The following is a 24,616-nucleotide window of genomic DNA, read 5'->3' as shown; positions in this document are numbered from 1 at the left end:
TGGCCGACTTGCCGGGGATCGGGGACAGGATGCGGACGTCGGCGGACTTGACCGCGTACGCGATGTTCTTGGTGAGCGCGGTGACCTTCTCCACCTTTACCGCCGGCCCGAGCTCGATCTCGTACCGGGTGACCGTGGGGCCGCGGGTGAAGGCGGTCACCTGGGCGTCGATGCCGAACTCTTCCAGCACGCCCCTGAGTGCTACGGCGACGGTGGTGTTCTCCGGAGTCTGAGGCCGGGGTGGTCTGCCCTTGGCGAGCGAGCTGAGCGCGGGGGCGAGGTATGCGCCGGGCGCGGCGGGTGTCGTCTCGCGCGGGGCAGGTGGTGCGGGGCGCGGCGGAGGGGGCGTGGGGTCCGGAGCGGGCGACGGCCGGTCGCCGCCCTCGGGGGTGTCCTGGCGCTCGTCGTGCTCATCGGGCGCGTGTTGCTCGTCGGGTCCTGTCGCGTCGGCGTTGTCGAGTTCGAGGGGCGTGGGCCGGGCAGCGCGTGGCGGGCGGGCCGCGCGGGGGGCCGGACACTCGCCGGGTATCCGGCGCGCCGCCGGTCCGGCGGGTGTCCGGCGCGCCGCGGGCCCTGCGGCCGTGAGGACCAGGCGCGCGCTGCCCGCGGCGATCGCGAGCAGCAGGACGGCGGCGGGGACGGGGGTGATGTACAGCGCGGGCCAGGACAGCGCCAGGCCGATGAGCCCGCCGGCGTCGGCGACCCGGAGCCAGGACTGCTCGGTGCCGGGCAGCGGCGTGCCGTGCAGCAGGTGGACGGCGCCGAGCACGGCCGCGGTGATCCCGGTGAGGCCGACGCCGCGGCGCAGCGTGACCTGGTGCTGGTCGGGGCGGCGGAACAGGCGCAGCGCGGCCCAGGCGAGCAGAGCGGCCGAGAGCGGCGGCACGCCGGTGATGATCTGCAGCGTCACGGCGGCCGCGCGGAGTAGGGCGCTGATGGGGGTGTCGCCGAGCAGCGCGGTGAGTGGTGTGCTGGCGTGTCCGTCGCCGAGCAGCCAGAGGGCGGCTGCCGCGGCGAGCAGGCCGAGGGCGGTGGGGTCGCGGCGGTCCCGGGGGTCGACGTGGTCGGGGCCGCCGGCGGCGGAGCGGATGGCGGCGCCGAGGCCGTTGCCCACCGCTGTAACGATCTTGGTGGTGGTGCCGCGCCGCGCCGGGCGGCGGGCACCCCCCGGCCGTGACGACCGTGAGCCGCGGGGCGGCGGCCGCTTACCGGCGCCCATGGTCACCACTCCCCCGCATCAGCACGGCGAAGGAGATCAGCAGCACCAGGATCGCGGCCGCGCCGAGCTTCAGCTGCCAGGCCGGCGCGAGCGCGACGACGACCGCGAGCGCGACGCACACGCCGGCGAAGGTCACGCGCGCCGTGGTCCAGCGGCCGCGGCGAGGCGGAACGAGCGGGCGGCGGGGAGGTAAATGCTGCCTGCCGGGGGGCGTGTCGTTGTCGTCGGGGCTGTGGAGGGGGTGCATCGCGGGCTCCGTTCGTGATCTTCGGTGGTTACGGTCCGTGCGCGGGCGCCGAGCCGCGTACGGGGCGGGCGGAGGTGTGCGGCCGACTGTGACGTTCGGGCTGTGCGGCCTCGTGTTCTTAAGGGGGGCGGGCCGCACAGGGACTTCGTCCGAATCTGCCGTTCCGAGGCACAGCTCGGGCTGTGACGCGTCACAGCTCCCCCTCCGGTGACGCTGTGTAGTCCACGAGGTCGCCGCGGCGGGTGTGGATGACCTCGTACTCACCGAACTTGTCGGTCTCGGAGATGCAGCCCCACCGCATGAGCAGGGGCAGGCACTTGCGCACCCAGGAGTCGCTCTTGCGGGCTCGCCGGGCGAGCTCGTCGTACAGCACCCGCGGCTGGAAGGTGTTGCCCTCGCCGACCACGGTGCGAAGTACGTCGAGGAGGATGTTGATCGCTTCGCTCCGGTCGACGATCATCCGGAAACGGGTGCCGTCGGGGTCCAGGTCGGGGTCGACGTCAGGGAACTCGATGTCGTCGCGCGGCTGCCCGGGCGGGCCGACAGGGTCGTCGTCCAACTGCTCCATTGCGTCGACGACGGTGTTCAGGACCTCACCGGCTTCGGCGTGCCCCTCCAACTCGGCCGCTATATCGCCAATGACCTCTTCGGCGACCCGCGCGAGTTCCTCGGCCTCTTCCTGCGGGCTCGGGGGAGCCTCGTCGCCGTCGCTGTCGTCCAGGTGGAATCCGGTCTCCGGCAAGGGCGCGGGGTCGGGAGCATCGGGTGTGCTGTGCCTGGCCGTGAACGGCTTGTGCGCCGGCGTGCCGTGCACCTCGGCGAGGGGGATCGGCCGCTCGTCGAGCAGCACGGCGCCCTGGACCGTCGCCGGGCGTGGTCCTGGGCGGGGGGCGAACGAGTGCTGCCGCGGGGCCCTGTCGGCGGCCGTGGCCCGGGCGGCGGCGAACTTCTCGTACGGCTCACCGAACGTCGCCGCGGTGAGCGGGTCGAGCCGCCCGGCCAGGTGGCGGTACTCGGCCCACGCCGCGGCGATGTCGGACCCGTCGCGGGCTTTCCGGGCGAACCGGGCGGGGATGAGCTGCCTGGACAGCGGCAGGTGCGACAGCAGGACGTACGCCGACCCGGGGCGCTTGTTCTTCCACACCCACGGCGTTACCCCGATCTGGATCAGCTCGGGGTCGATCGTCAGTTCGGCGTCGTCGCGGTCGTGGCAGCCGAAGTGGATGAGGTCGGCGGCGTTGGAACGGGCGTTGGTGTCGAGGCGGTCGTGGATGCCCTTCTGCGCCTCGATGACCAGCTGGATCCCGACCGACGCGGCCCGTTCGGTGATCAACGTCAGGTTCTTGTTCCCGTACAGGGCGGCCGCCTCATAGGCGTGCACGAGCAGCCACGTCAGACCACACCCCGGGGTCCATTCCCTGAGCTGCTTGCCGAGCGGGTTGAGGCTGGGGTTGCCGAGGAACGCGGCCCGCCGCGGGATCGTGACGTTCACCAGCTTCCACAAGAACGATCGGATCGCCGACGCGGACGGCAGGACGTACGCCGCGGTGTCGCCGATGACACCCAGCTGCTGGTCGGCCTTGACCGCGTCGAGGAGAATCGTCGCGGCGTCCTTGCGCAACGCCACGTTGCTGCCGATCAGATCCCCGGCGTCGCCCTTACCGGTCCGCGACATGCCGATCATGAGCATGTGCGACTGCTGCTTGTCCTCGTCCAGCAGGGTTTCTCCGGCGACATGCGGCAGCAGCAGTTCCAGGGGCAGTAGGTCGCGGTACAAGCCCAGGCCACCGATGGGCTCGACGATCGACTCGCCCATGCCCTGAGGGCCCTGCCAGAGGATCGGGTCCTTGAGCGGGTCTTTCCGGGTCACGGTGATGCCGACCTTGTCAAGTTTCTCGCCGATAGCCAGGGTGGTGCCGCCGGCGATGCCGCCGAAGAACCGGCCGATCCGGTCGGTGATCCCGGCGAGGTCCTCGGGCACACCGGCGGGCCCCATCTCCAGGCCCGCCACTGCCACCTCTGCGGTGTTCTTGAACACGGTCATCCGGGAGTCGGCGACCTGTGGCAGGTGCTCGGCCGCGAACGCCTGCCACTCGCCTGAGACGGCGTCGTGCGCCGTGCCGTTACCGCTGGCGGTGCGTTCCAGTTCGCGGATCGCTGTGCTGGTGTGCCGGCGGTTCCATAGCCAGGCGCTGGTGGCGCCGAAGATCAGCCCCCCGGCGAGTACGTACTGGTCGGTGCCCCAGGCGACGTTGTAGAGCACCAGGCCGTACACGCCGACGACGTTGAGGAGTTCGTGGGCCCGGCCGAGAAGGCGGCGGCCCTTGGTCAGGTCGGCCGAGACGTACAGCGAGACGATGCCGGCGACGCTCACGCACACGGTGAGGAACAGCCGCATGTCGGCCAGGTCGGCGGCCAGCGACGCCGCCGGCGCCACGATGAGCGTGGTGAGCAGGATCGCCCACGGCGCCAGAGCCCGCCACACGGCGGACATCTCGCCGCCGATCGTCACGCCCTGCTCGCCCAAGTGCTTGCGCATACGGCGGTCCAGCCGGTCCTGACGCCTGGCTTCACGCACCTCTGAGGACATCGCGATTCGAGGCATGGGTCAGACCTCGAACTTCTCTTCGTCGTGCTTGGGCCGGCCCTTGCCCTTGCCGTACTTCAGGTCACGCAGGCCGTCGATCTCGGCACCCGCGAGCCGCTCAAGGGTGGGATAGACGCGCCGGGCCCCCGCCCGGGCCATGCGCAGGCCAAGCGCGGCGGTCAGCAGGCCCGAGGTGATGGCCATGGACCGGATCCACTTGTCCTCACCGGATCCGATGCCCTTCTTGTGTGCGTGCTTGAGCAGGAAGTGGATACGCCGCTGCAGCTCAAGGCGGCGTTGTGTGAACTCGTTGATCATGTCCGTGAGTAGTTCGTCGACGTGTCGGCAGTAGTTGCGCACCTGCTCGGGGGTGCGGGTGGGAACGTTGGCCAGGTCGGCCGCGCGGCGTGCCACCGTCACACCTCCATCTCGGCGGTGTCGTCGTGGCGGCCGGGCCGCAGCCCGGGGAGCGGCCGGAGCGATACCGGGCCCCGCCTGGGCGGCCGGGCCGGTTCGTCGTCGAACGGCGACTGGATGTCCAGGCGCTCGACGGGGTAGGTGTGCGGCACGCAGGCACGCGCCGCGGCGCGCAGCTTCCACCACGCCACGAACAGCAGGGCGCTGAGCAGCGCGGCGGCGACCAGCACCCCGATGAGCAGGGCGCCGATGGTGAACGCACCGACGAGGGCGAACACCGCGGCCACGACCTTCATCAGGCGGCCGAGGATGTGCGCGGGCCGGCGGTGCATGCGCTGCTCGCGCCACCAGATGACTGGCGAGACGCCGTCGTATCGTGAGCGGCGCTTCCCGGCGAGGAGCACAGCCACAGCTGCGAGGAGCCAGCTAAGTGGTGTCATGTCGGCCCCTTTCGATCATGGTTGAGGGGTTCAGGGTGGTTGGCGGGTCAGGCGGTTGCATTGAGGCGTGCTTCGCGTACGGCCTTCTCCAGCCAGGACTGGCTGCGGCCGCTGAGCCGCTTCAGGTAGCCGTACGGAGGACGGTCTCTCCAGACGCCCCGGGAGATCTGCCGACGGAGCTCGTCGACGAACGCCGCTCGGAAGATGCGGGCGCACCCCGTACAGCTGCCCGTACGCGGTGCGGCAGCGTGCTCCTCGCAGCCGTCGGCACGGAAGCGGTCATCGGTGACGTGGCTGCCCGCTGGGTCATCCTCCGTACGACCCGCATCGCCCGTATGACTCGTACGGTCTTGGCTCCCGCGCTCGCTGCCGTAGCCCGTACGGGACGCACCGGCCGCATGGCCCTCCTGTACCTCGTCCGCGTCTGCGTACGGGTCGGCGTCCGTACGCCCTTGCGGCCGCGGCCCCGTACGGGGAGAGGGCCGTACATGCTCCGGCTGCCCGAGAACGCCGCGCTGGGCTGTACGGACCGCGTCCTCCACCCATGTCAGAGGACGACGAGCCAGGGCCGTCAGCGATGGATAGTCCGCGTCCCACCGGTCGCCTCGTTCGGCCGCCCTGAGGATCTGATCACGTACGTGAGCGAGGAAGGCCGTACGGCTCATCGCCGCGGGTTTCGCCGGTGCCCGCGGCGTACGGGCCGTACGGTCGTCCTCCGTACGGGAGTCGGGCCGTACGGGCAGTTCTCGTAAGGCCTGTAAGAGATCGGCTCCCAGGCTCTGCACGGCCTCTGTGACTCCGTCCTGGATCTGGCTCGTAAGCGCCGCCTGATCGATGACGGGCGCCTCGGCGCTCCGGGGCGGGGGGAGGTGGAACACCGCACCCGTACGGGCGCCCGCGAATGCACTTGTGCCGTACGGCCCGTACGGCATGGCGGCCGTACGGTGTGCGAACCCGTACGGCGTCACCTTCGGCCATGCGGGTGCCGTACGGGTTCCGTTCACGTGGCCATCCCGTACGGTCAGCCCGTACGGGCGGCCCGCGACGTCATCGTCCGCACCGGCCTCAGCGGAGGTCGAGCGCTGCGGCGCGGCCGGGGCCCACTCCGAGTGCGGCTCGACGTCCGCCAGCGCGGGCACGCTGCGCAGCGCAGCGGTCTCGGCTGCGACCCGCCGCTGTAGTTCCGGGTCGCGGGCGAGACCGGTGTGCGTGTGAGCGGCCGCGGCCAGACGCTCCAGGCGGGCCTGGGCTCGCCGCACCTTGCGGTCAGATGCTCCCATGTCTCGCAGCGCACGCAGGGTCCTGGCGGCGAGGGTGACCCGGGTCAGGCGGCGCTGGGTGTCGATCTCGCCGGCGGTGCGGTCGCTCGCGTCGGCCAGGCCGAGCCAGACCAGCACCCGCTCGGGGGTCATCCGCCACCGGATACGGGCCCGGCCGGAGATGCGGTGCCGCTCGATGGCCATGCCGCGCTCCCACAGCCACGCGGCTACCAGCGGGGCGGCGAGCCGGAAGATGGCCTCTGCCATGCTGCGGGCGTCGAGGGCGGACAGTACGGCGGTCAGGCTGGTGAGCACCCAGACGGCGATGCCGTCGATGCCCGCGGAGAAGTTCTCCCGCATGTTCCGGCGGGCACGCACCGCGCTGGTGATGACGGCGACCTCGATGAACGAGAACAGCAGCAGCTGCAGCGGCCCGTCGAAGCCGAGGACGTCGCCGGTGAAACGCCACATGCCCTGGGCGGACACGCCGGTGGCGATGCAGGCGGCGATGACCGTGAGGTGGTCCTCGGCCGGGCGGGTCGCCAGGAGTCGCCGGGTGGCGCGCCACGCGCGCGGGAGGAGCCGTAGCGCCACGACCAGGAAGACGACGGTTGCTGCGGCGGCGATGGTTTGCCACACCTCGGTGGGTATGGCGGCGAAGAACGTGGTGATGTACGCACCGATGTTCTGCATTACTGTCTGCACTTGGATCGGGCCTCTCATCCAGGTCCGGTTCGTGGAAGGCCCCCCGCCGGCGTTGGCGCGCCGGCGGGGGTTTTCTGCGCTCAGGCGGGCGCGGCGGCGTACTGGGGGTGCGTGCTGTAGTGGAGAACCACCCCGTCGCGTAGCGGCTCGGGGGCGAGTCCGGTGCGGGCCAGGTCGAACAGCTGGAGCGACGTCATGTCGGCCGTGACAGTGATCTCGTTGGCGATCGTCTGGGTGATCACCCGGGTCTCCTGGCGGTCTCCCAGCGTGATGGGCACTTCGGCCTGCAGGGTGATGACGTAGAGCACCGTGGTCCCAGCCTTGAGGCGGGCCGGGGAGGTGGCGGCGGTCATGAGCAGCTCCAGGGGGCGATGAATGCGGAAAGCCCCGCCTGGCTGCCAGGCGGGGTGACGTGTGCGGTGGTGATGCTGTCAGGCCTTGGACCGTTCAGGCCCAACCAGGCAGTGGGGTCCCATCGGCTGGGGTCGTGGGTGCGACGTCGGCCTGTCAGCCAGATGGCATCGAGGGGGGTGGTCGCGTGTTGGTCGTCGTTCAAGGGTGCTCCTAGTCGGGTCCAGCCGGGGTGCTCTGCCTCCCCCGGGGAGCGGGAGGTGAGCGATACCCCGGCCGGACATCGGGAGGGCCTGCTGGCGTGAGGGCTGCCATGGCAGGCGCTGGGGGTGGTGGGTGGCCCTGGACCCCTGCGAATCCGAGGGCCACCCGGCGACTCCGCCCGCCTTGCCCGAGGCAGACAGAGCCGCAGCTCAGGGCCACGCGCGTGTGGGCGCGTTCGTGGCTGCTCGAAGGTTGGGGGACGAGCAGAAGAACCACACCGTTTTCCCGGCGCCGCCGCACGCCTGGACGTCCCACTGGTCGGCAAGGGCCTCGACGATCATCAGTCCCCGGCCACCCTCGTCCTGGGCGGTGACTGTCCGCTGGCGAGGAACGAAGGTGGACCCGCCGTCGGTGACCTCGCCGTAGATCTTTTGGCCGGAGAAGCGCAGTTTGACGGTGACCGGCGAGGTGCCGTGGCGAAAGGCGTTGCCGCAGAGCTCACCGAAGATGAGCACGGCGTCATCGATGAGTTCGGTGTCGGCGCCCCAGTCGGTGAGGGCGCTACCTACCATCTCGCGTACCTTGCTGACCGCGCTTAGGTCCGCTGGTAGGTCCCAGCATTCTTCGCGTGGGGAGGTCATGGGGCTCTCCATGTGCGATCCCCGGGCGCCCGCCCGAGGGGACGATGTGCCCGAGGACCGCGGGCTTCTGCAGACGGGCACGGTGCACCGCAGAAGGATTGACAGAGTGGCGTGGTAGGTACCGGGGGGTACCCGGGGGTACCCGTCGGTACCGGTGGGCACCCGGGGACGGATGAGGGGCCTCGGGGGCTCCCGTCTACGGTTCCCCACATGATCCAATGGGAGCGAGGGTCCCCGGTCTGGGCGGAGGGCAGCGCTAAGTGGAAGCAGCTCGTACAAGAACTGCGCGAGCGGATCGAGAGCGGGAGATACCCCCCGGGGAGGCGCATCCCCAGTCAGCGTCAGCTGAACGAGGAGTTCGAGCTGTCCCGAGACACCATTCGGCAGTCCGTGTGGTACTTGATCGAGAAGAGGGTGCTCAGGATCGAGCAGGGCGTCGGCACGGTGGTTGAGCCGCGTGAGAAGTGGCTGCCGATGGATGATCTGTAGCATCACACGGTCACCTCCTGCTGGTGGCAGGCGTGCTGCTGGTCGAGAAGCCGGGTGAGGGCTTCCAGATCGGGGGCGTCGAGGCTGGCGACGCAGGCTCCTTGGGCGAGGTGTGCCTGGAGGGGGTTTTTCCTGATGGCCCACCAGCGGCCGGCGCTGGTCTGAAAGATGGTCCAGGTGAGGTGTTCGTCGCGTAAGGCTGCCGCTGGGGCGTCTGAGGGTGCCATACTTTCGACCTCACTGGATGTGGTTGATTGCCATACCCATCGTGACGCCCTTCCGGTAGAATTTCAATAGCAAAAATCGAATAGCAAATATGCCCTATTTAGTACCAGTTTGCCCGGAAGGCGCCCATGACCTCCGTCCAGCTCCGTCGGCTCAGCCGCGAGCTCGTACGCCTCCGCACGGAAGCCGGCAAGACCGGAGCCGAGGTCACCAAGGCCATGGGGTGGTCAGCTGGGCGGCTCGGCTACTACGAGCAAGGCAAATGGCAGCGTGCCGACATCGGCAACGTCGCCAGGCTCCTCACCTACTACGGCGTCACCGATCCCGAGCGCGAAGCACTCCTGGACCTGGCCCGCCAATCCAGGATCAAGGGCTGGTGGGCAAGCTACAAGGACATCTTCCCCACCTCCCTGGCCGGCTTCGAGAACGCTGCGACCCTGATCCGGACGTGCGAAACCAGCGTCGTCCCCGGCCTGCTGCAGACCCTCGACTACACAGTCGCGCTCCTGCAGCGCGGAGTGCTCCCGGCAGACGAAAGCGTTATCCAGCGAAAGGCGGAGGGCCGCCGCGCCCGGCAGAAAATCCTGGAGCGCGAAAACCCTCCCGACCTGTGGGCAGTCATCGACGAGGCCGCCCTGCTGCGCCTTGTCGGCGGCGCCGACGTGATGCGAGCTCAGCTCCGGCATCTGGTCGAAATGGCGGCCTGGCCGCGCATCACGATCCAGGTGTTGCCGCTTGTGGCGGGGGCGCATCCAGGCGTTGATGGTGGGTTTGAGATTCTTGACTTCGCGTCGCCGGAGGACACTCCTCTGGTCCACGTGGAAGGTGCTGTGAACTCCCTGTTCATGGAGAACCCGGGAGATGTACAGCGTTATACGCTCATCTTCAGCCATGTCATATCGGCTGCCCTGACTCCTGACGAGTCGATCAGTCATATGGCCGAGCTGCAGGACAGACTTGAGAAAGGGCGAGGAACATGAACCCAAGCACTCAGCCTCCGCTCTGGCGTAAGAGCCGGCACAGCGGGACCAACGAAAACTGCGTCGAGGTGGCCGACCTCGACGGAGGCGCCAGGGCTGTACGTGACTCCAAGGTGACAGGCGGCCCGGTGCTGCAGTTCTCCTCGGGCGCCTGGCGGGCGTTCACCGCCGGCCTCCGCGGAGACCAGCTCTAACCCAGACGGCGACGGCCCCCGGCGGTGTCCGCCGGGGGCCGTCGCTTTACCCAAGCCCTGTGATGGTAATTCGATTCACTGTTCGAAGCCAGCGAGGGTGCGGCGGCGCGGGATCGCTGCTGCTGCGAGCTGGCCATCTGCTCTCATCACGTCAGGTTGAGTGCATCTGATCTCATTTGGCGTCGAACCGCGATATTCCGCGCGGGGAGCACTAACATCTGCTGCAACGTCCACGTCTCTGGTGCGCGGACGAGCGGGGGTGGCCCCGCACCCCTGCACTGCGGGAACCACACCCCGAGGGGTCGTCGCCTGCGCCGATGTTCCTCCCCCGACAGGAGGATGGCATTGCGGCGGCCCCGTATCCGAAGATCTTGCAGGCCGTAAGACTGCGTGACAATGGAGGCCTCGCCCTCCAACGTTCCTCAAATAGTCAGCATCTTTCGTCACATTTGCCGTCCAGGCCATGTCAGGCCACCTATTGCACACTCTGCTGCACGCTACGGTGCACGCTACGGTGCCCGCCCATCTGCACGCGGTCGTTCTACATGCGTTTTGCCGCCCTTGCTGTCAAGGTAAGTCATGAAGGTGGCCAGGGAGACGGCCACCAGCGCCCACCATCGACGGTTCATCAGAAAGCTCTCCTCTACGCAGTACATGTACGACGTACAAGTACGGTGTATAGGAGACCCCGTACGGCGTATAGTTGTCAAGTGGCCGCAGACAAGCTGACCCGGGACACCGTGATCGACCAGGCGATGGCACTGGCCGACGAGGAGGGCGTGGACGCGGTCACCATCCGGCGTCTCGCGGCCCGCCTCGGCGTCACCCCGATGGCGCTGTACTGGCACTTCAAGAACAAGGACGAGCTGATGGCGGCCCTCGCCGAGCACGTCCTCGGCGGGGTCACCGCAGGGGTCTCGCCGGACGACCCCTGGCGCGACCGGCTGCGCGTGCTGGTGGAGGCCGTCGTGCACGCGATGCGCGAGCACCGCTCGCTGCCGGACATCCTCACCGCGGTCGTCGACAAGCACTCCGTCGACAGCTTCAACCGCGCCACCGAGGCCGCCCTGGACGTCCTCACCACGGCCGGCTTCACGATCAGCGAGAGCTTCTACATCTCGTCATACCTGCTGAACGGCACCATCGGCCTGGTCAAGGGCCGTCCCGACTGCCCCAAGGGCCCCGAGCGGGACGAGGCCGAACGCCGCCGCCAGCACGCCCTGCGCCTGGAGGCCCTGCCCCGCGGCCGTTTCCCCCACGTCGTCGAGTACGGCACGATCGCCGCCGGCCCGGTGGACGTCGAGCACTACTTCAGCTTCGGCATCGACGTGATGCTGAGCGGCGTCGAGGCCATGGCCGCCGGCCGGGAGAAGCCGGAGTGACCTAGGCCCTCCCGTCGCGGGCGTCGGTGGCCGCGATGGACCCGAGCAGGGAGAGCGCCTCGGCGCTGGCCGAGCCGGGTTCCGCGTGGTAGACGACGAGGCGCAGCCCGTCGGTGCCGGTGACGTCGAGCTTGTCGCGCCGCAGGCACAGCTCGCCGACCTGCGGATGACGCATGTGGCTGGTGCCGTCCCTGCGGTGGCCGACCTCGGCGCGAGCCCACAGCGTGCGGAAACGCTCGCTGCGCAGCGACAGCTCGCCGACCAGCGACGCCAGGTGCGGGTCCTCGGGGTCGGTCCCGGCGGTGGCACGCAGGCTGCCGACCACGCTCGCGGTGGCGCGGTCCCAGTCCAGGTGCAGCTCGCGGTCGCCCGGGTCCAGGAAAACCTGGCGCAGTACGTTGCGGCCGGGGGTGAAGTTGGGGGACAGCGCGCGGGCGAGGGGGTTGGCCGCCAGCACGTCCATGTACTTGCCGCAGACGTAGGCGGGCATCGGCAGCTGCTCCAGGAACTGCGCGATCCCGGCGGGGACCCGCTCGGCGTGCGGGCGGCCCCGGCGGCGCGGCCTGGGACGGGCCAGGTCGTGCAGGTGGGCGGTGGCGGTCGCGTCCAGCCGCAGCGCCTCGGCCAGCGCGTCGAGCACCTGGACGGACGGACGCCGGTCCCGGCCCTGCTCCAGGCGCAGGTAGTAGTCGGAGCTGATGCCGGCCAGCAACGCCAGTTCCTCACGACGCAGACCGGCGACCCGCCTGCGCCCACCGGCGATCAGCCCGACCTCCTCGGGCCGGACCTGGTCCCGCCGCGCGCGGAGGTACTCGCCGAGCGCGTTGGCCTTGTCCACGGTTCCAGGTTAAGCACCGCCCGGCCGCGCTGACTGTCCCTGTCACTCCCAGGGTGGGCCGGGCAAACCGCCGCGGCCGGGTGGTTCAACGGGGAGTGCGCGCCAGGGCCGCGCACAGCAGGCCGGCCGTGGCGACGGCGGTCAGGACCACGTAGGTGCGGGTGAAGCCGGTCATCAGGTGGTCCACGGCCACCGGGGACAGTCTGGACAGGGTGCCCGCGTAGACGAGGTCGCGCAGGGCGGGGGTGAGGGTGCCGGTGAGGACGCTGAGGGTGGTGGCGACGCTCAGGACGATGCCCACGTTCATGATCATCAGGCGGAAGCCGTTGACGACGCCCAGGCCGCCCGGCGGGAGGGCCGCCATCACCTGGGTGGTGTTGCCGGTGAGGAACGCGCCGTTGCCCGCGCCCGCCAGGAACAGGCCCGTGCCGATCAGCCAGTACGGGGTGTCCGTGCCGGTCGAGAGGGTCAGGGTCAGCAGGCCGGCGCAGTTCATCGCGCAACCGGTGACGGACAGGGTGTACGGCGAGATCCGGCGGCCGAGCGCCCCGGCCAGGGGAGAGGCCAGCGCCATGCCGATGGGGACGGGCAGCACGCCGAGGGCGGCGGTGAAGGCGTCGATGCCCCGGGCGGCCTGGAAGTACAGGGCGACCAGCAGCACCAGCGCCGACCTCGACAGTGCCGTGCAGAACGAGGCCAGGTTGGCGTAGGTGAGCATGCGGCGGCCGAACAGCCTCGGGTCCAGCACGGGGTGGGAGGCGCGGCGTTCGGCGAGCAGGAGCAGAGGGAGCAGGATCAGGAAGGTCAGCAGGCCGGCGCGGACCACGGGGCTGGCGAGGCCCCGGGAGCCCGCCTCGGACAGCGCGATCAGCACGGCGGACAGCGCGGCGAAGACGATCAGGTTGCCCGCCAGGTCGATGGGGGTGCGCGGGCCGGGCGGCACCCGGCGCAGGGTGATCCACCCCCAGACCAGGCCGAGCACCCCCGCAGGGACGTTCAGCCAGAACACCCACTGCCAGCCGAGAGTGTCGGCGACCAGCCCGCCGAGGGTGGGGCCCGCCAGCTGGGCCACGGAGAGGGTGCCGATGTAGACGCCCATGCCCTGGCTGAGACGGTCGGGCGGGAAGGCGTCGGTGATGATGACGGTGCCGTTGGCGAGGATCATCGCCGACCCGAGCCCCTGGAGGGCGCGCATGGCGATCAGGAAGCCCACGTCGGGGGACAGCCCGGCCAGCAGCGAGCACAGGGTGAACAGCACGAACCCGATGAGGTAGACCTCACGACGGCCGAGCAGGTCGGCGACCCGGCCGAAGAAGACCAGCGTGGTGGTGTTGACCAGCAGGTACGACAGCAGGATCCACGAGGCGGCGAACGCGCCCGCCTCGAAGTGGCGCACCACGGCGGGCAGGGCCACGTTGAGGGTGCTGGCGTTGATGCCGATGAGCACGAGGCCGAGGCTGGTGACCGAGCAGACCCGCCAGGCGTGGCGCAGCTTCCTGGCGTACTCGGGGGTGCCGGGAAGGGGGACCGTGGTCTCGGGGGGTGCGACCATGCGTACCAGTTTGACGTACGGCGTACGTCCACTTTAGGCGGCCCTATAGGAGTTATTCGGACATGTCCGCCGACGAGGTCAGCGTGCGCGCTTGCGCAGCCCGTCCAGGTCGTAGATGATCACGCGGCGGCGGCCGGTCTCGATCAGCCCGCGGTCGCGCAGCGAGCGCAGGGCCTTGCTGACCGCCTCCCGGGAGGCGCCGGTCCAGCCCGCCAGCTCGTCCTGGGACAACGGCAGCGCCACCTTCACGCCGCCGTTGGTCGGCTCGCCGAAGCGCTCGGCGAGTTCGACCAGCCGCGTCGCCACCCGGCCGGTGGTGTCGAAGGCGCCGAACTCGATGCGCTTGCGGTCGGAGTCGCGCAGCCGCCCCACGACCATCTGGAGCAGCAGCACCGCGACCCGGCCGTGGTCGTGGAGGAACCCGGCGAAGTCGCGCACGACGTAGCCCTCGACGGGTTCCAGCGCGGTCACCGTGCCGGACCGGGGCTCGCCGCTGATCACCGACATGTCGCCGAGCAGGGAACCCGGGCCGCGGATGGCGAGCACGACCTCGGTGCCGCTGGCGGTGTGCGAGGACACCTTGACCCGGCCCGCGGTGAGGATCAGCGCCCAGTCGGAGGTGTCGCCCTCCGACATCACGGTGGCGCCGCGGTCCCAGCGCCGCTTGCGCCCGCCTTCCCGCAGGTCGGCGATCTCTTCTTCGGTGAGCAATGACAGGAATTCGCCTGGTTCGGGAGCCGGCGAGGACATCATTGTTCCTCCAATTTCCTGGTGCGGCTCCGATTATCCCCGGCGCCGTCGCGCGGGTCAGTCCAGGGAGGTGAGCACGAACGCCTCCACGCTCTTCGCCTTGCCCTTCAGGGTGAGCGGGCCGAGGGGGCGGACAGTCGCGGCCGGGCCGATCTGGTCGCGGGTGGCCGCCCCGATCACCACCGTGCCGGGCTCGGCCAGCGCCTCGAAGCGGGCCGCGACGTTCACCGCGTCGCCCATCGCGTTGAAGCCGCGCAGCTCGGGGCTGCCGATGTTGCCGACCAGCGCCATGCCGGTGTTGATGCCGACCCGGAAGCGGGGGTAGCCGGGGTTGCCCGCGGCGATCTTCTCGGCCTCCGCCTGCATCGCCAGCCCGGCCCTGGCGGCCATCTCGGCGTGCCGCTCCTGCTCGGCGGGGGCGTTGAACAACGCGAGCAGCGCGTCCCCGACGAACTGCACGATGGTCCCGCCGTGCCGCAGCACGCAGGGCACCGCGGCGGTGTGGTAGCGGTTCAGCATCTCGACGATCTCGCCGGGCGTGACCTTCTCCGAGAAGGACGTGAAGCCCTTGAGGTCGGCGAACAGCGCCGTCAGCTCGACCAGCGACCCGCCGAGCGCGGCCTGGTCGGGGTCGGCCAGCAGGGACGCGGCCACGTCGGGCGACATGTACTGCCGGAACAGCGTCTCCAGCTCGCGGTACAGCCGGGCGTTCTCCAGCGCGATGGACAGCTGGCTGGCCAGGGTGGCGGCCAGCGCCTCGTCCTGCCGGGTGGTGCCCACCGGCACCTCCAGCGCCCCGGCGAGCACGCCCTTGACGGTCAGCGGGTGCACCACGACGCCGTCGGCGGCCACCGGCTCGTCGCCGGTGAAGTCCCCCACGCCGAACGAGCGGTCGCCGATCTCGACCCGCCCGCTGTGCACGAGCCCCATCCGCACCTCGCCGTACGCCGCCCGCACCCGCTCCAGCGCGCCCTGCAGCAGCTCCTCCTCGCCGAGGCCCACCCGGGCCCGGCGTCCGACGTCGACCAGGGCTCCGAGCCTCAGCGACAGCTCCCGCTCGGCGGCGAGCGCCTGGCCCGCCCGGTCCAGCACAGCCGCCTGGCCCTCGGTCAGCCGGAACTTCCCGGCCAGCCGGGTCGCCAGCGGTGCCTCCCCGGCGGCGGTGCCGCGCTCGCCCATGCGGCGCAGGTGGCCGACCAGCTCCTCCAGCGCCTCGTCGTACCGCGCCTGGATGCGCCGCACGGTCGCCGACAGCGCCACCGAGTCGAACAGGCCCTGGCTGGAGCCCTCGCGGCGGAACTGGATGTAGGCGCTGTAGGCGACGAACACGAACGCCATGGTGAGCAGGAAGTGCCACTCCCACCACGACAGCAGCCAGTTGGGCCGGAAGAACCCGGCGATCATCGACTCGCACAGCAGCGCGTACGCGGTGACCAGGCTGATCAGCATCACCGAGGGCCGCCGCCGGTGGATGCGGAACATCTGCACCGCCGCCACGGCGAACAGCGCGGCACCCACCCAGGACAGAACCCCGATGGTCGCGCCGCCCTTCGGAGGCGGGGCGCTGAGCGGGGTCAGGCCCTCCACCAGCGAGGCCCAGCCCCACAGGACGAGCAGGACGATGAGGCCGGCCCGCAGCAGGTCGGCGCGGGCGAGCACCGCGGCGGCGGCCCGCTCGCCGAGCGGCAGCGCCGAGACGGACGCCAGCACCGAGGCCACCAGCAGCCCGACCGGCTGCCCGATGTCGAAGCCGAAGCTGCCCTTGGCCAGGATGATCGTGGGGGTGGCCAGCCCGTGCAGCAGGAAGAACCCGGCGCAGGCGAGGAAGACCAGCGACACCAGCAGCAGCCGCGCGTCCTGGCGGCGGGTGGCGGCCTGGCTGATCATGAGGCCGAGCACGACGTTGACGCCCGCGATGGCCACGATCAGCGCGAAGTGGCTCGGCGGGTGCTCCCAACGGATGTTGAGCTGCGCGGGGAACGACAGCAGCAGCCACAGGCCGAGCAGCGGCACGACCATGTGGAACGCCCACACGACGCTGCGGATCGGCTGAGTGGCCGGTGGGAGGTACGGTTCTGCCGCGGCGATTTGATCGTTTTCATCGCTCGACGGCACGGTCGCCTCCGGTTCGCCGGTCGAATCCCCCTGCACGGGGCCGATTATCCCGTTCATTCACGGCCCGGGGGAACGCACGTGAATCCTGAGTGGATATCGAGATCGAACCGAGCTGTCCCCGATTATCGGCTCGACCGAAATATCCGATACTTTTGGCGCGCCATCCGTAACCTTCATCGGGCGACGGTGGCGCGTGGCGGTGGCTCCGTGGGGGAACCACCGCCATCGGCGTCTCAGCCGAGCACGGCGGGCAGCGGTGCCCGGTGCGTCTCGCGCAGCTCGGCCACCGGGACCGAGAACAGATCTTCCACGACCAGGTCGTCCCCGCCGGTGGTGCCGAGGCCGTAGCAGGGCACCCCCGCCGAGGCGCACAGCTCGGCGAACGTCTCGAACACCTCGGGCCGCACCGCGACCACCGCGCGGGCCGCCGACTCGCTGAACAGCCCGGTGAACGGGTCGTCGACCGGCAGCCGCACCGACGCGCCCACGCCCTGCGCCATGGCGCACTCGGCGAGCGTGACGCCGAGCCCGCCGTCCGAAACGTCGTGCGACCCCTCGACCAGCCCGCGCCCGGCGGCCGTCACCAGCACGTCCGCGAGGGCGCGCTCGGCGTCCAGGTCGGCCGCCGGCGGCAGGCCGCCGAGGTGGCCGTGCGCCCGGTGCGCCCATTCCGAGCCGCCGAACTCGTCGTGGGTCTCGCCGAGCAGCAGGACCTTCAGCCCGGGGGCGGTGAAGCCGTGGCGGATCCGCGCGCCGACGTCGTCCAGCACGCCGAGCACCCCGACGACCGGCGTCGGGTGGATCGCGGTGGTGCCGGTCTGGTTGTAGAACGACACGTTGCCGCCGGTCACCGGCACGCCGAGGGTCCGGCAGGCGTCGGCGAGACCGCGCACGGCCTCGGCGAACTGCCACATCACCTCGGGGTCCTCCGGCGAGCCGAAGTTCAGGCAGTTGGTCACCGCGAGCGGGCGCGCCCCGGTGACGGCGACGTTGCGGTACGCCTCGGCCAGCGCGAGCTGCGCCCCGGCGTAGGGGTCGAGCCGGGCGTACCGGCCGTTGCCGTCGGTGGCCAGCGCGATGCCGCGCCGCGTCTCCCCGGCCCCCGGCATGGTCTCGCCGACCCGCAGCACCCCGGCGTCGGCGGGCATCGCCAGCACGGTGTTGCCCCGGACGTACCGGTCGTACTGCGAGGTGACCCATTCCTTGGAGGCGAGGTTCGGCGAGCCGAGGAGGTCGAGCAGCGTGGCCCGCAGGTCGGACGGGCGGGGCAGCCGCGCCGGGTGGTCGGCGTTCAGCGCCGCCTGCCCGGACGGCTCGTGGTACGGCCGCTCGTACACCGGCCCGTCGTCGGCGGCGGTGCCCGGCGGGATGTCGACGATCACCTCGCCGTGCCAGGTCATCACCAGCCGCCCGGTGCCGGTGACCTCGCCGATCACGGTGGCGGGCACGTCCCAGCGGGCGCAGATCGCGAGGAAGGCGTCGATGTCCTCGGGGGTCACCACGGCCATCATGCGTTCCTGCGACTCGCTCATCAGGATCTCTTCGGGCAGCAGCGAGGGATCGCGCAGCGGGACGAGGTCGAGGTCGACGTGCATGCCGCCGGTGCCCTTGGCCGCGAGCTCGGTGGTGGCGCAGGACACGCCGGCCGCGCCGAGGTCCTGGATGCCGACCACCACGTCGGCCTCGAACAGCTCCAGGCAGCACTCGATGAGGAGCTTCTCCATGAACGGGTCGCCCACCTGCACCGCGGGGCGCTTGGCGTGCGACTCGTCCTCGAAGGTGGCCGAGGCCAGCACCGAGGCGCCGCCGATGCCGTCGGGGCCGGTGCGGGCGCCGAACAGCACGACCTTGTTACCCGGCCCCGGCGCGGTGGCCAGCTTGATGCGGTCCTTGCGCAGCAGGCCCACGCACAGGGCGTTGACCAGCGGGTTTCCCACGTAGCAGGGGTCGAAGGCCACCTCGCCGCCGATGTTGGGCAGGCCGAGGCAGTTGCCGTAGAAGCTGATGCCGTCCACGACGCCGGGCAGCACGCGGCGGGTGTCGGGGGCGTCGAGCGCGCCGAACCGCAGCGCGTCCATCACCGCGACCGGCCGGGCGCCCATCGCCATGATGTCGCGCACGATGCCGCCGACGCCGGTGGCGGCGCCCTGGCGGGGCTCGACGTAGGACGGGTGGTTGTGCGACTCGATCTTGAAGGTCGCCGCCCAGCCGTCGCCGATGTCGACCACGCCGGCGTTCTCGCCCATGCCGACCAGCAGCGCCTCCGAGCGGGGCGCCTTGGTGGCGAACTGGCGCAGGTGCACCTTGGATGACTTGTAGGAGCAGTGCTCGCTCCACATCACCGAATAGATGGCGAGCTCGGACGAGGTGGGGCGGCGGCCGAGGATGGCGCGTACCCGGTCGTACTCGTCGGTCTTCATGCCGAGCTCGGCGTACGGCTGGGACTCCTCGGGGGTCTCGGCCGCCCGCTTGACCGAATCGATCATCTGCTCTCCTCGCGCGCCGGCCGATGCCTTGGGCGCGTGCGCCGGTCCGTTCACAGGTTGGCGAACTTCTTCAGGATGGAGGTGAAGAAGCCGCGGCCGTCCACACCGGGGGCACCGGTCAGCTCTTCGACGGCGTGCTCGGGGTGGGGCATCAGGCCGACGACGTTCCCGGCGTCGTTGCTGATGCCCGCGATGTCGTTCATCGAGCCGTTGGGGTTGCCGCCGACGTAACGGAACAGCACCCGCCCGGACTCCTCCAGCTCGGCGAGCGTCGCCGGGTCGGCCACGAACCGGCCCTCGCCGTGCTTGACGGGCAGCAGGAGCTCCTGGCCCTCGGTGTAGTCGGAGGTCCACGGCGTGGCGCCGCTCTCCACCCGGACGCGCTGGTCGCGGCAGACGTAGTGGAGGCCCTCGTTGCGGGTGAGCGCGCCGGGCAGCAGGTGGGCCTCGCAGAGGATCTGGAAGCCGTTGCAGGTGCCGAGCACCGGCAGGCCCGCGCGGGCCGCGGGGATCAGCTCGTCCATCAGGGGGGCGAACCTGGAGATCGCGCCGCAGCGGAGGTAGTCGCCGTAGGAGAACCCGCCGGGCAGGAAGACCGCGTCGACTCCCCGGAGGTCGCGGTCGGCGTGCCACAGCGGGACGGCCTCGCCGCCGGCGTGGCGGATGGCACGCGCGGCGTCCTGGTCGTCGAGAGTTCCGGGAAAAGTGACCACGCCCACCCGGGCAGCACCCATGGTTTTCTTACCCCTCCACACGCGAGCGCCGCGCCGCACGTCTCACTCATCGGACGGCGGTCTGCGGCGGTACGTTCAGGCTACCCGCGGCCGGGTGCCTCCGGGACATCGCCCCGAGCACCCGTGCGGACCTGCAGCGATCAGACGGCGGCGAGTTCGCGGTCGTGGTGGGCCAGGAAGTCCTGGTCCCAGTCGAGCTCCTTGCGCAGAAGGACGGTGGTGCCGCTGCCGGGGGTGATGTGGAAGGAGATCTCGTCCACCACCGACTGCATGATCAGGATGCCGCGCCCGTGCTCGGCGTCGCCGGACGGGAGCTGCCTCGGGATGGCGCCGAGGCCGAGGCCGCGGTCGACGATGCGCAGCTCGCACCGGCCCTCGCTGATGGCCGCGCGCACCTCGTACCTCTTGGCGGGCCCGCCGTGGCGCACGGCGTTGGCGCATGCCTCCGAGGTGGCGAGGAGCATGTCCTCGACGCAGTCCTCCGACACTCCGATGCAGCGAAGCGTGTCTCCCAGGACCCGCCGCACCATGGGAATGCCTATGGCATCCCGCGGCAAGGCCAACGAGAACTCAATGTCCACCGCACCCCTCCGTGGCGCCGAAAGTCACGTTGGGGAGGTTCCCCGGAGAATCAGGGCTAACCGCAAAATCACGCTGTTGTTATTTACTGTTGGTCAGACGCTTGCGTTCAGGTCGGCCAAAAGTTCCTTTTGCGGTGATTTGCGAAAGCTTGCAGTCCGCTGCTGGAGCCCCAGGCTAGCCTTCGACCCGCACAGAGTAGTCCTCGATCACGGTGTTCGCCAGCAGCGTTTCGGCCATCTTCCGGACCTCCGCGAGTGCGGTCTCATCGGCCGGCCCGTCAAGCTCGACCTCGAACCGCTTGCCCTGCCGCACCTCGGCGATCCCGGGGAAGCCCAGCCGGGGCAGCGCGCGGGCGATGGCCTGCCCCTGGGGGTCGAGGATCTCCGGCTTGAGCATGACGTCGACGATGACGCGTGCCACGTGTCCCTCCCTGTTCGTCCAACGTCCTCTGCCTGACCGGCGCGACCAGCCTAACGTGTGCGCGGAGAGTCTCCGGGAACGGGGGAAGTGTGGACGACAGCCTGGATGGCCTTGCGCGAGGGCCCGTGCCTTCTGCCACGATGTCCACAAACGCCTACGTACCACCACCAGACGGTACTAAGCGCTCGTTAACCGGCCGGTCTATGGTGGCGATCCCACTGGTACGGCCCCGAACGCGCAGGAGCGGCACGTGACAGTCGACGCCTCTCGTGGTGCCGAGGCACCCCCGGAGCTCGTCCAACTGCTTACCCCTGAGGGTGAGCGGGTCGAGCATCCGGACTACGACATCGATCTGACCCCGGAGGAGGTACGCGAGCTCTACCGCGACCTCGTCCTGGTCCGGCGAATAGACATGGAGGCCGTCGCCCTGCAACGTCAGGGCGAGCTCGGCATCTGGGCGTCGCTGCTCGGGCAGGAGGCCGCGCAGATCGGCTCGGCCCGCGCCCTCGCCGACGACGACATGGCCTTCCCCACCTATCGCGAGCACGGCGTGGCCTGGTGCCGCGGCGTCGACCCGCTGTACCTGCTCGGCCTGTTCCGGGGGGTGAACAACGGCGGATGGGACCCGGCCGACCACAACTTCCACCTGTACACGATCGTGATCGGCAGCCAGACCCTGCACGCCGTCGGCTACGCCATGGGCGTCCAGCGCGACGGCGCCGACGCCGCCACCATCGTCTACTTCGGCGACGGGGCCACCTCGCAGGGCGACGTCAACGAGTCCTTCATCTGGGCGTCGGTCTTCAACGCCCCCGTGGTGTTCTTCTGCCAGAACAACCAGTGGGCCATCTCCGAGCCGCTGGAGAAGCAGTCCAGGATCCCGCTCTACCGGCGCGCCAGCGGCTTCGGCTTCCCCGGCATCCGGGTGGACGGCAACGACGTCTTCGCCTGCCTCGCCGTCACCCGCCAGGCGCTGCGCGACGCCCGCGAGGGCAACGGCCCCACGCTGATCGAGGCGTTCACCTACCGGATGGGTGCCCACACCACCTCCGACGACCCGACCCGCTACCGCGTCGCCGGGGAGCTCGAGGCGTGGAAGCTGAAGGACCCGATCGAGCGCGTCAAGGCGTACCTGTTCAAGAACCAGCACGCCGACCAGGACTTCTTCGACGCCGTGGACGCCGAGGCCGCCACCCTCGGCCGTGACGTGCGCAAACGCTGCCTGGCGCTGCCCGACCCCCACCCCCTGGACATCTTCGAGAACGTCTACGCCGAGCCCAACGCCCTGCTCGCCGAGGAGCGGGAGCAGTTCGCCGCCTACCTCGCGAGCTTCGAGGGAGGCGAGTGATGACCACCCTGACCCTGGCCAAAGCCCTGAACGAGGGGCTGAGGGCCGCCATGGAGGACGACCCCAAGGTCCTCATCATGGGCGAGGACGTCGGCAAGCTCGGCGGCGTCTTCCGCGTCACCGACGGGTTGCAGAAGGACTTCGGCGAGAGCCGGGTCATCGACACCCCCCTCGCCGAGTCGGGCATCGTCGGCACCGCCATCGGCCTCGCGCTGCGCGGCTACCGGCCCGTCTGCGAGATCCAGTTCGACGGCTTCGTGTTCCCCGCCGCCGACCAGATCATCACCCAGCTCGCCAAGATGCACCTGCGTTCCCTCGGCAAGGTCAAGCTCCCGGTCGTCGTACGCATCCCGAGCGGTGGCGGCATCGGCGCGGTCGAGCACCACAGCGAGTCCCCCGAGGCGTACTTCACCCACACCGCCGGCCTGCGGGTGATGGCCTGCTCCAACCCGGTGGACGCCTATCACATGATCCAGCAGGCGATCCGCTGCGAGGATCCGGTCATCTTCTTCGAGCCCAAGCGGCGGTACTGGGACAAGGCCGAGATCGACAAGGACGCCACCCCGCTGCCCCTGGACCGCGGCAAGATCGTGCGGCCCGGCGACGACGTCACCGTCCTCGCCTACGGCCCGATGGTGAAGACCTGCCTGGAGGCGGCGAACGCCGTCGAGCGCGAACGGTCCCTGGAGATCGTGGACCTTCGGTCGCTGTCGCCGCTGGACACCGAGCTGATCTTCGAGTCGGTGCGCAGGACCGGCCGGTGCGTCATCGCGCACGAGGCCGCGCTGTACTCCGGGCTCGGCGCCGAGATCGCCGCCCGGATCACCGAGGCGTGCTTCTACCACCTGGAGGCCCCCGTGCTGCGGGTAGGCGGCTTCTCCACCCCGTACCCGCCGTCCCGGCTGGAGGATCACTACCTGCCGGACCTGGATCGCGTGCTCGACGCCGTCGACCGCACGTTCACCTACTGAGGAGGGGCGGTGCGCAGAGAATTCAAGCTCCCCGACGTCGGTGAGGGTCTCACCGAGGCCGAGATCATCAAGTGGCACGTGGCCGCGGGCGACCAGGTGGAGCTCAACCAGACGATCGTCGAGATCGAGACGGCCAAGGCCGTGGTCGAGCTGCCCTGCCCGTTCGAGGGCGTGGTCGGCGCGCTGATGGTCGCCGAGGGCGAGACCGTCGACGTGGGCACGCCGATCATCGCGGTGGACACCGGCGAGGGCGCCGACACCACCCGCGAGACGGCCCTGGCCGACGACATGGTGCCCACCCTGCCGGCGGAGCCCGAGCAGGCCACGCGCGGCGAGGGCACGGGCGGCACCGGGCAGCCCGCGCGGACGCCGGTGCTGGTCGGCTACGGCGTGAAGGCGGGCGCCACGACCCGCCGTCCCCGCCGTACCGGCCCCGCCCCGGCCCCCGGCCGCGCGGCCGGCGCCCCGAGCGCCCCCAGCCGTGCCGCGGGCGTACCGAGCGCCCCGGCCCGTCCGGCGCCCGCTCCCGCCGCGCCGGCCCCGCAGGCGGAGGGACGGGTCGTCGTGCTGGCCAAGCCGCCGGTGCGCAAGCTGGCCAGGGACCTCGGCGTCGACCTGTCCGCGGTCACCGGCTCGGGACCGGAGGGCTCCATCACCCGCGACGACGTGCACGCCGCCGCGCAGGGCCCCGCCGCCGTCCCGGCCGCCGTGCCCGCCGCGCCGGGGGAGCGCGAGGAGCGCATCCCGGTCAAGGGCGTGCGCAAGGCCACCGCCGCCGCCATGGTGGCCTCGGCCTTCACCGCGCCGCACGTCACCGAGTGGCTCCAGGTGGACGTCACCGAGACCATGGACGCGGTGCGGCGGCTGCGGGAGCTGCCCGACTTCGCCGAGGTCAAGGTGTCGCCGCTGCTGCTGGTCGCCAAGGCGCTGCTCACCGCGGTGAAGCGGCACCCGCTGATCAACTCGTCCTGGGCGGGCGACGAGATCGTGGTCCACCGCTACGTGAACCTCGGCATCGCCGCCGCCACCCAGCGCGGGCTGGTCGTGCCGAACGTCAAGGACGCCCACGCGATGTCGCTGCCCGAGCTGGCCGCGGCGCTCGGCGAGCTGACCGAGAAGGCCCGCTCGGGCCGCTCCCAGCCCGCCGACCTCACCGGCGGCACCATCACCGTCACCAACGTCGGCGTGTTCGGCGTCGACGCCGGCACCCCCATCCTCAACCCCGGCGAGGCCGCCATCCTCGCCTTCGGCCAGATCCGCGACCTCCCCTGGGTGGTGGACGGCCAGATCGTCCCTCGCAAGGTCACCACCCTCGCCCTGTCCTTCGACCACCGCGTCGTGGACGGCGAGATCGGCTCCTACGTCCTGCGCGACGTCGGGGCGATGCTCCAGGATCCGCTGCGCATGCTCGCCTGGAGCTGAAGACCGCGGCGGTGAGGGCCGGGGATCGGATCCCCGGCCCTCACGCGTGCCCGGCGGG

The 24,616-nt window shown here is 70.7% G+C and carries 24 protein-coding genes; 7 read left to right on the top strand and 17 right to left on the bottom strand.

Annotated elements, in window-relative coordinates:
* The 8 genes from ACFP1K_RS34770 to ACFP1K_RS34735 all read right to left on the bottom strand — a co-directional run.
* Positions 1-1,219 (bottom strand): DNA translocase FtsK (locus tag ACFP1K_RS34770; protein WP_380761499.1); only part of this gene is annotated, 1,219 nt, incomplete at its 3' end.
* Positions 1,206-1,466, bottom strand: a complete 261-nt coding sequence (locus tag ACFP1K_RS34765; protein ID WP_380761497.1) for a hypothetical protein — start codon at positions 1,464-1,466, stop codon at positions 1,206-1,208. The genes ACFP1K_RS34770 and ACFP1K_RS34765, both read right to left, overlap by 14 nt.
* A 190-nt stretch (positions 1,467-1,656) precedes the next feature.
* Entirely contained in the window at positions 1,657-4,005 is a 2,349-nt protein-coding gene (locus tag ACFP1K_RS34760) for a hypothetical protein (RefSeq protein ID WP_380761495.1), read from the bottom strand.
* 69 nt (positions 4,006-4,074) lie between these two features.
* The gene (locus ACFP1K_RS34755; protein WP_380761493.1) at positions 4,075-4,467 is read right to left on the bottom strand and encodes a hypothetical protein; all 393 of its coding nucleotides are present in this window, start codon (positions 4,465-4,467) and stop codon (positions 4,075-4,077) included.
* Between the two features lie 2 nt (positions 4,468-4,469).
* A complete protein-coding gene (locus ACFP1K_RS34750) occupies positions 4,470-4,910 on the bottom strand; it encodes a hypothetical protein (protein ID WP_380761491.1) in 441 nt (146 codons plus the stop codon).
* Between the two features lie 47 nt (positions 4,911-4,957).
* The gene (locus ACFP1K_RS34745; RefSeq protein WP_380761489.1) at positions 4,958-6,862 is read right to left on the bottom strand and encodes a hypothetical protein; all 1,905 of its coding nucleotides are present in this window, start codon (positions 6,860-6,862) and stop codon (positions 4,958-4,960) included.
* A gap of 92 nt (positions 6,863-6,954) precedes the next feature.
* Positions 6,955-7,227: a hypothetical protein gene (locus tag ACFP1K_RS34740; protein WP_380761487.1), complete on the bottom strand. Its 273-nt coding sequence runs from the start codon at positions 7,225-7,227 to the stop codon at positions 6,955-6,957.
* A 411-nt stretch (positions 7,228-7,638) separates the two neighbouring features.
* Entirely contained in the window at positions 7,639-8,070 is a 432-nt protein-coding gene (locus ACFP1K_RS34735; protein ID WP_380761485.1) for an ATP-binding protein, read from the bottom strand.
* A gap of 210 nt (positions 8,071-8,280) precedes the next feature.
* On the opposite strand from ACFP1K_RS34735, the gene ACFP1K_RS34730 reads away from it, so the two are divergent.
* Entirely contained in the window at positions 8,281-8,559 is a 279-nt protein-coding gene (locus ACFP1K_RS34730) for a GntR family transcriptional regulator (protein WP_380761483.1), read from the top strand.
* A gap of 2 nt (positions 8,560-8,561) precedes the next feature.
* On the opposite strand, the gene ACFP1K_RS34725 is transcribed toward ACFP1K_RS34730, so the two are convergent.
* Positions 8,562-8,786, bottom strand: coding sequence for a hypothetical protein (locus tag ACFP1K_RS34725; protein WP_380761481.1), 225 nt, complete (start codon positions 8,784-8,786; stop codon positions 8,562-8,564).
* Between the two features lie 126 nt (positions 8,787-8,912).
* Here ACFP1K_RS34725 and ACFP1K_RS34720 point away from each other — a divergent pair, with 126 nt between their 5' ends.
* The 3 genes from ACFP1K_RS34720 to ACFP1K_RS34710 all read left to right on the top strand — a co-directional run bounded on the left by ACFP1K_RS34720 (position 8,913) and on the right by ACFP1K_RS34710 (position 11,340).
* Positions 8,913-9,764, top strand: a complete 852-nt coding sequence (locus tag ACFP1K_RS34720; RefSeq protein ID WP_380761479.1) for a helix-turn-helix domain-containing protein — start codon at positions 8,913-8,915, stop codon at positions 9,762-9,764.
* Positions 9,761-9,958, top strand: a complete 198-nt coding sequence (locus ACFP1K_RS34715) for a DUF397 domain-containing protein (RefSeq protein WP_380761477.1) — start codon at positions 9,761-9,763, stop codon at positions 9,956-9,958. Before ACFP1K_RS34720 ends, ACFP1K_RS34715 begins: the two co-directional genes overlap by 4 nt.
* A 710-nt stretch (positions 9,959-10,668) precedes the next feature.
* Entirely contained in the window at positions 10,669-11,340 is a 672-nt protein-coding gene (locus ACFP1K_RS34710; protein WP_380761476.1) for a TetR family transcriptional regulator, read from the top strand.
* Between the two features lies 1 nt (position 11,341).
* On the opposite strand, the gene ACFP1K_RS34705 is transcribed toward ACFP1K_RS34710, so the two are convergent.
* From ACFP1K_RS34705 to purS, 8 genes are all read right to left on the bottom strand, one after another.
* On the bottom strand, positions 11,342-12,178 hold the full coding sequence (locus ACFP1K_RS34705) for a helix-turn-helix domain-containing protein (RefSeq protein WP_380761473.1): 837 nt from the start codon (positions 12,176-12,178) through the stop codon (positions 11,342-11,344).
* Between the two features lie 85 nt (positions 12,179-12,263).
* On the bottom strand, positions 12,264-13,730 hold the full coding sequence (locus ACFP1K_RS34700) for an MFS transporter (RefSeq protein WP_380761471.1): 1,467 nt from the start codon (positions 13,728-13,730) through the stop codon (positions 12,264-12,266).
* 78 nt (positions 13,731-13,808) lie between these two features.
* Positions 13,809-14,483, bottom strand: a complete 675-nt coding sequence (locus ACFP1K_RS34695; protein ID WP_380761469.1) for a Crp/Fnr family transcriptional regulator — start codon at positions 14,481-14,483, stop codon at positions 13,809-13,811.
* A 54-nt stretch (positions 14,484-14,537) separates the two neighbouring features.
* The gene (locus ACFP1K_RS34690) at positions 14,538-16,631 is read right to left on the bottom strand and encodes an adenylate/guanylate cyclase domain-containing protein (RefSeq protein WP_380761467.1); all 2,094 of its coding nucleotides are present in this window, start codon (positions 16,629-16,631) and stop codon (positions 14,538-14,540) included.
* A 197-nt stretch (positions 16,632-16,828) separates the two neighbouring features.
* The gene (gene purL, locus ACFP1K_RS34685; protein ID WP_380761465.1) at positions 16,829-19,081 is read right to left on the bottom strand and encodes a phosphoribosylformylglycinamidine synthase subunit PurL; all 2,253 of its coding nucleotides are present in this window, start codon (positions 19,079-19,081) and stop codon (positions 16,829-16,831) included.
* Between the two features lie 50 nt (positions 19,082-19,131).
* A complete protein-coding gene (gene purQ / locus ACFP1K_RS34680) occupies positions 19,132-19,815 on the bottom strand; it encodes a phosphoribosylformylglycinamidine synthase subunit PurQ (protein WP_380761463.1) in 684 nt (227 codons plus the stop codon).
* A 140-nt stretch (positions 19,816-19,955) separates the two neighbouring features.
* Positions 19,956-20,345, bottom strand: coding sequence for an ATP-binding protein (locus ACFP1K_RS34675; protein WP_380761501.1), 390 nt, complete (start codon positions 20,343-20,345; stop codon positions 19,956-19,958).
* Between the two features lie 226 nt (positions 20,346-20,571).
* The gene (purS, locus tag ACFP1K_RS34670) at positions 20,572-20,817 is read right to left on the bottom strand and encodes a phosphoribosylformylglycinamidine synthase subunit PurS (protein WP_380761461.1); all 246 of its coding nucleotides are present in this window, start codon (positions 20,815-20,817) and stop codon (positions 20,572-20,574) included.
* 250 nt (positions 20,818-21,067) lie between these two features.
* Here purS and pdhA point away from each other — a divergent pair, with 250 nt between their 5' ends.
* Genes pdhA through ACFP1K_RS34655 form a run of 3 tightly spaced genes read left to right on the top strand, consistent with a single transcriptional unit; the run spans position 21,068 to position 24,558 of the window.
* The gene (gene pdhA, locus ACFP1K_RS34665) at positions 21,068-22,165 is read left to right on the top strand and encodes a pyruvate dehydrogenase (acetyl-transferring) E1 component subunit alpha (RefSeq protein WP_380761459.1); all 1,098 of its coding nucleotides are present in this window, start codon (positions 21,068-21,070) and stop codon (positions 22,163-22,165) included.
* Positions 22,165-23,136 carry an alpha-ketoacid dehydrogenase subunit beta gene (locus ACFP1K_RS34660; protein WP_380761457.1) on the top strand — a complete coding sequence of 324 codons (972 nt, stop codon included), beginning with the start codon at positions 22,165-22,167 and terminating at the stop codon, positions 23,134-23,136. The genes pdhA and ACFP1K_RS34660 overlap by 1 nt, the downstream gene beginning before the upstream one ends.
* A 9-nt stretch (positions 23,137-23,145) precedes the next feature.
* Positions 23,146-24,558, top strand: coding sequence for a dihydrolipoamide acetyltransferase family protein (locus ACFP1K_RS34655; RefSeq protein WP_380761455.1), 1,413 nt, complete (start codon positions 23,146-23,148; stop codon positions 24,556-24,558).
* Positions 24,559-24,616 lie beyond the last annotated feature (58 nt).

Origin of the sequence: Sphaerisporangium aureirubrum, assembly GCF_042658925.1 — a bacterium.
In the GTDB taxonomy this organism is placed as follows: domain Bacteria; phylum Actinomycetota; class Actinomycetes; order Streptosporangiales; family Streptosporangiaceae; genus Sphaerisporangium; species Sphaerisporangium aureirubrum.
The sequence above is the reverse complement of the archived record's forward strand: the minus strand, read 5'-3'. Positions and strand labels throughout refer to the sequence as shown.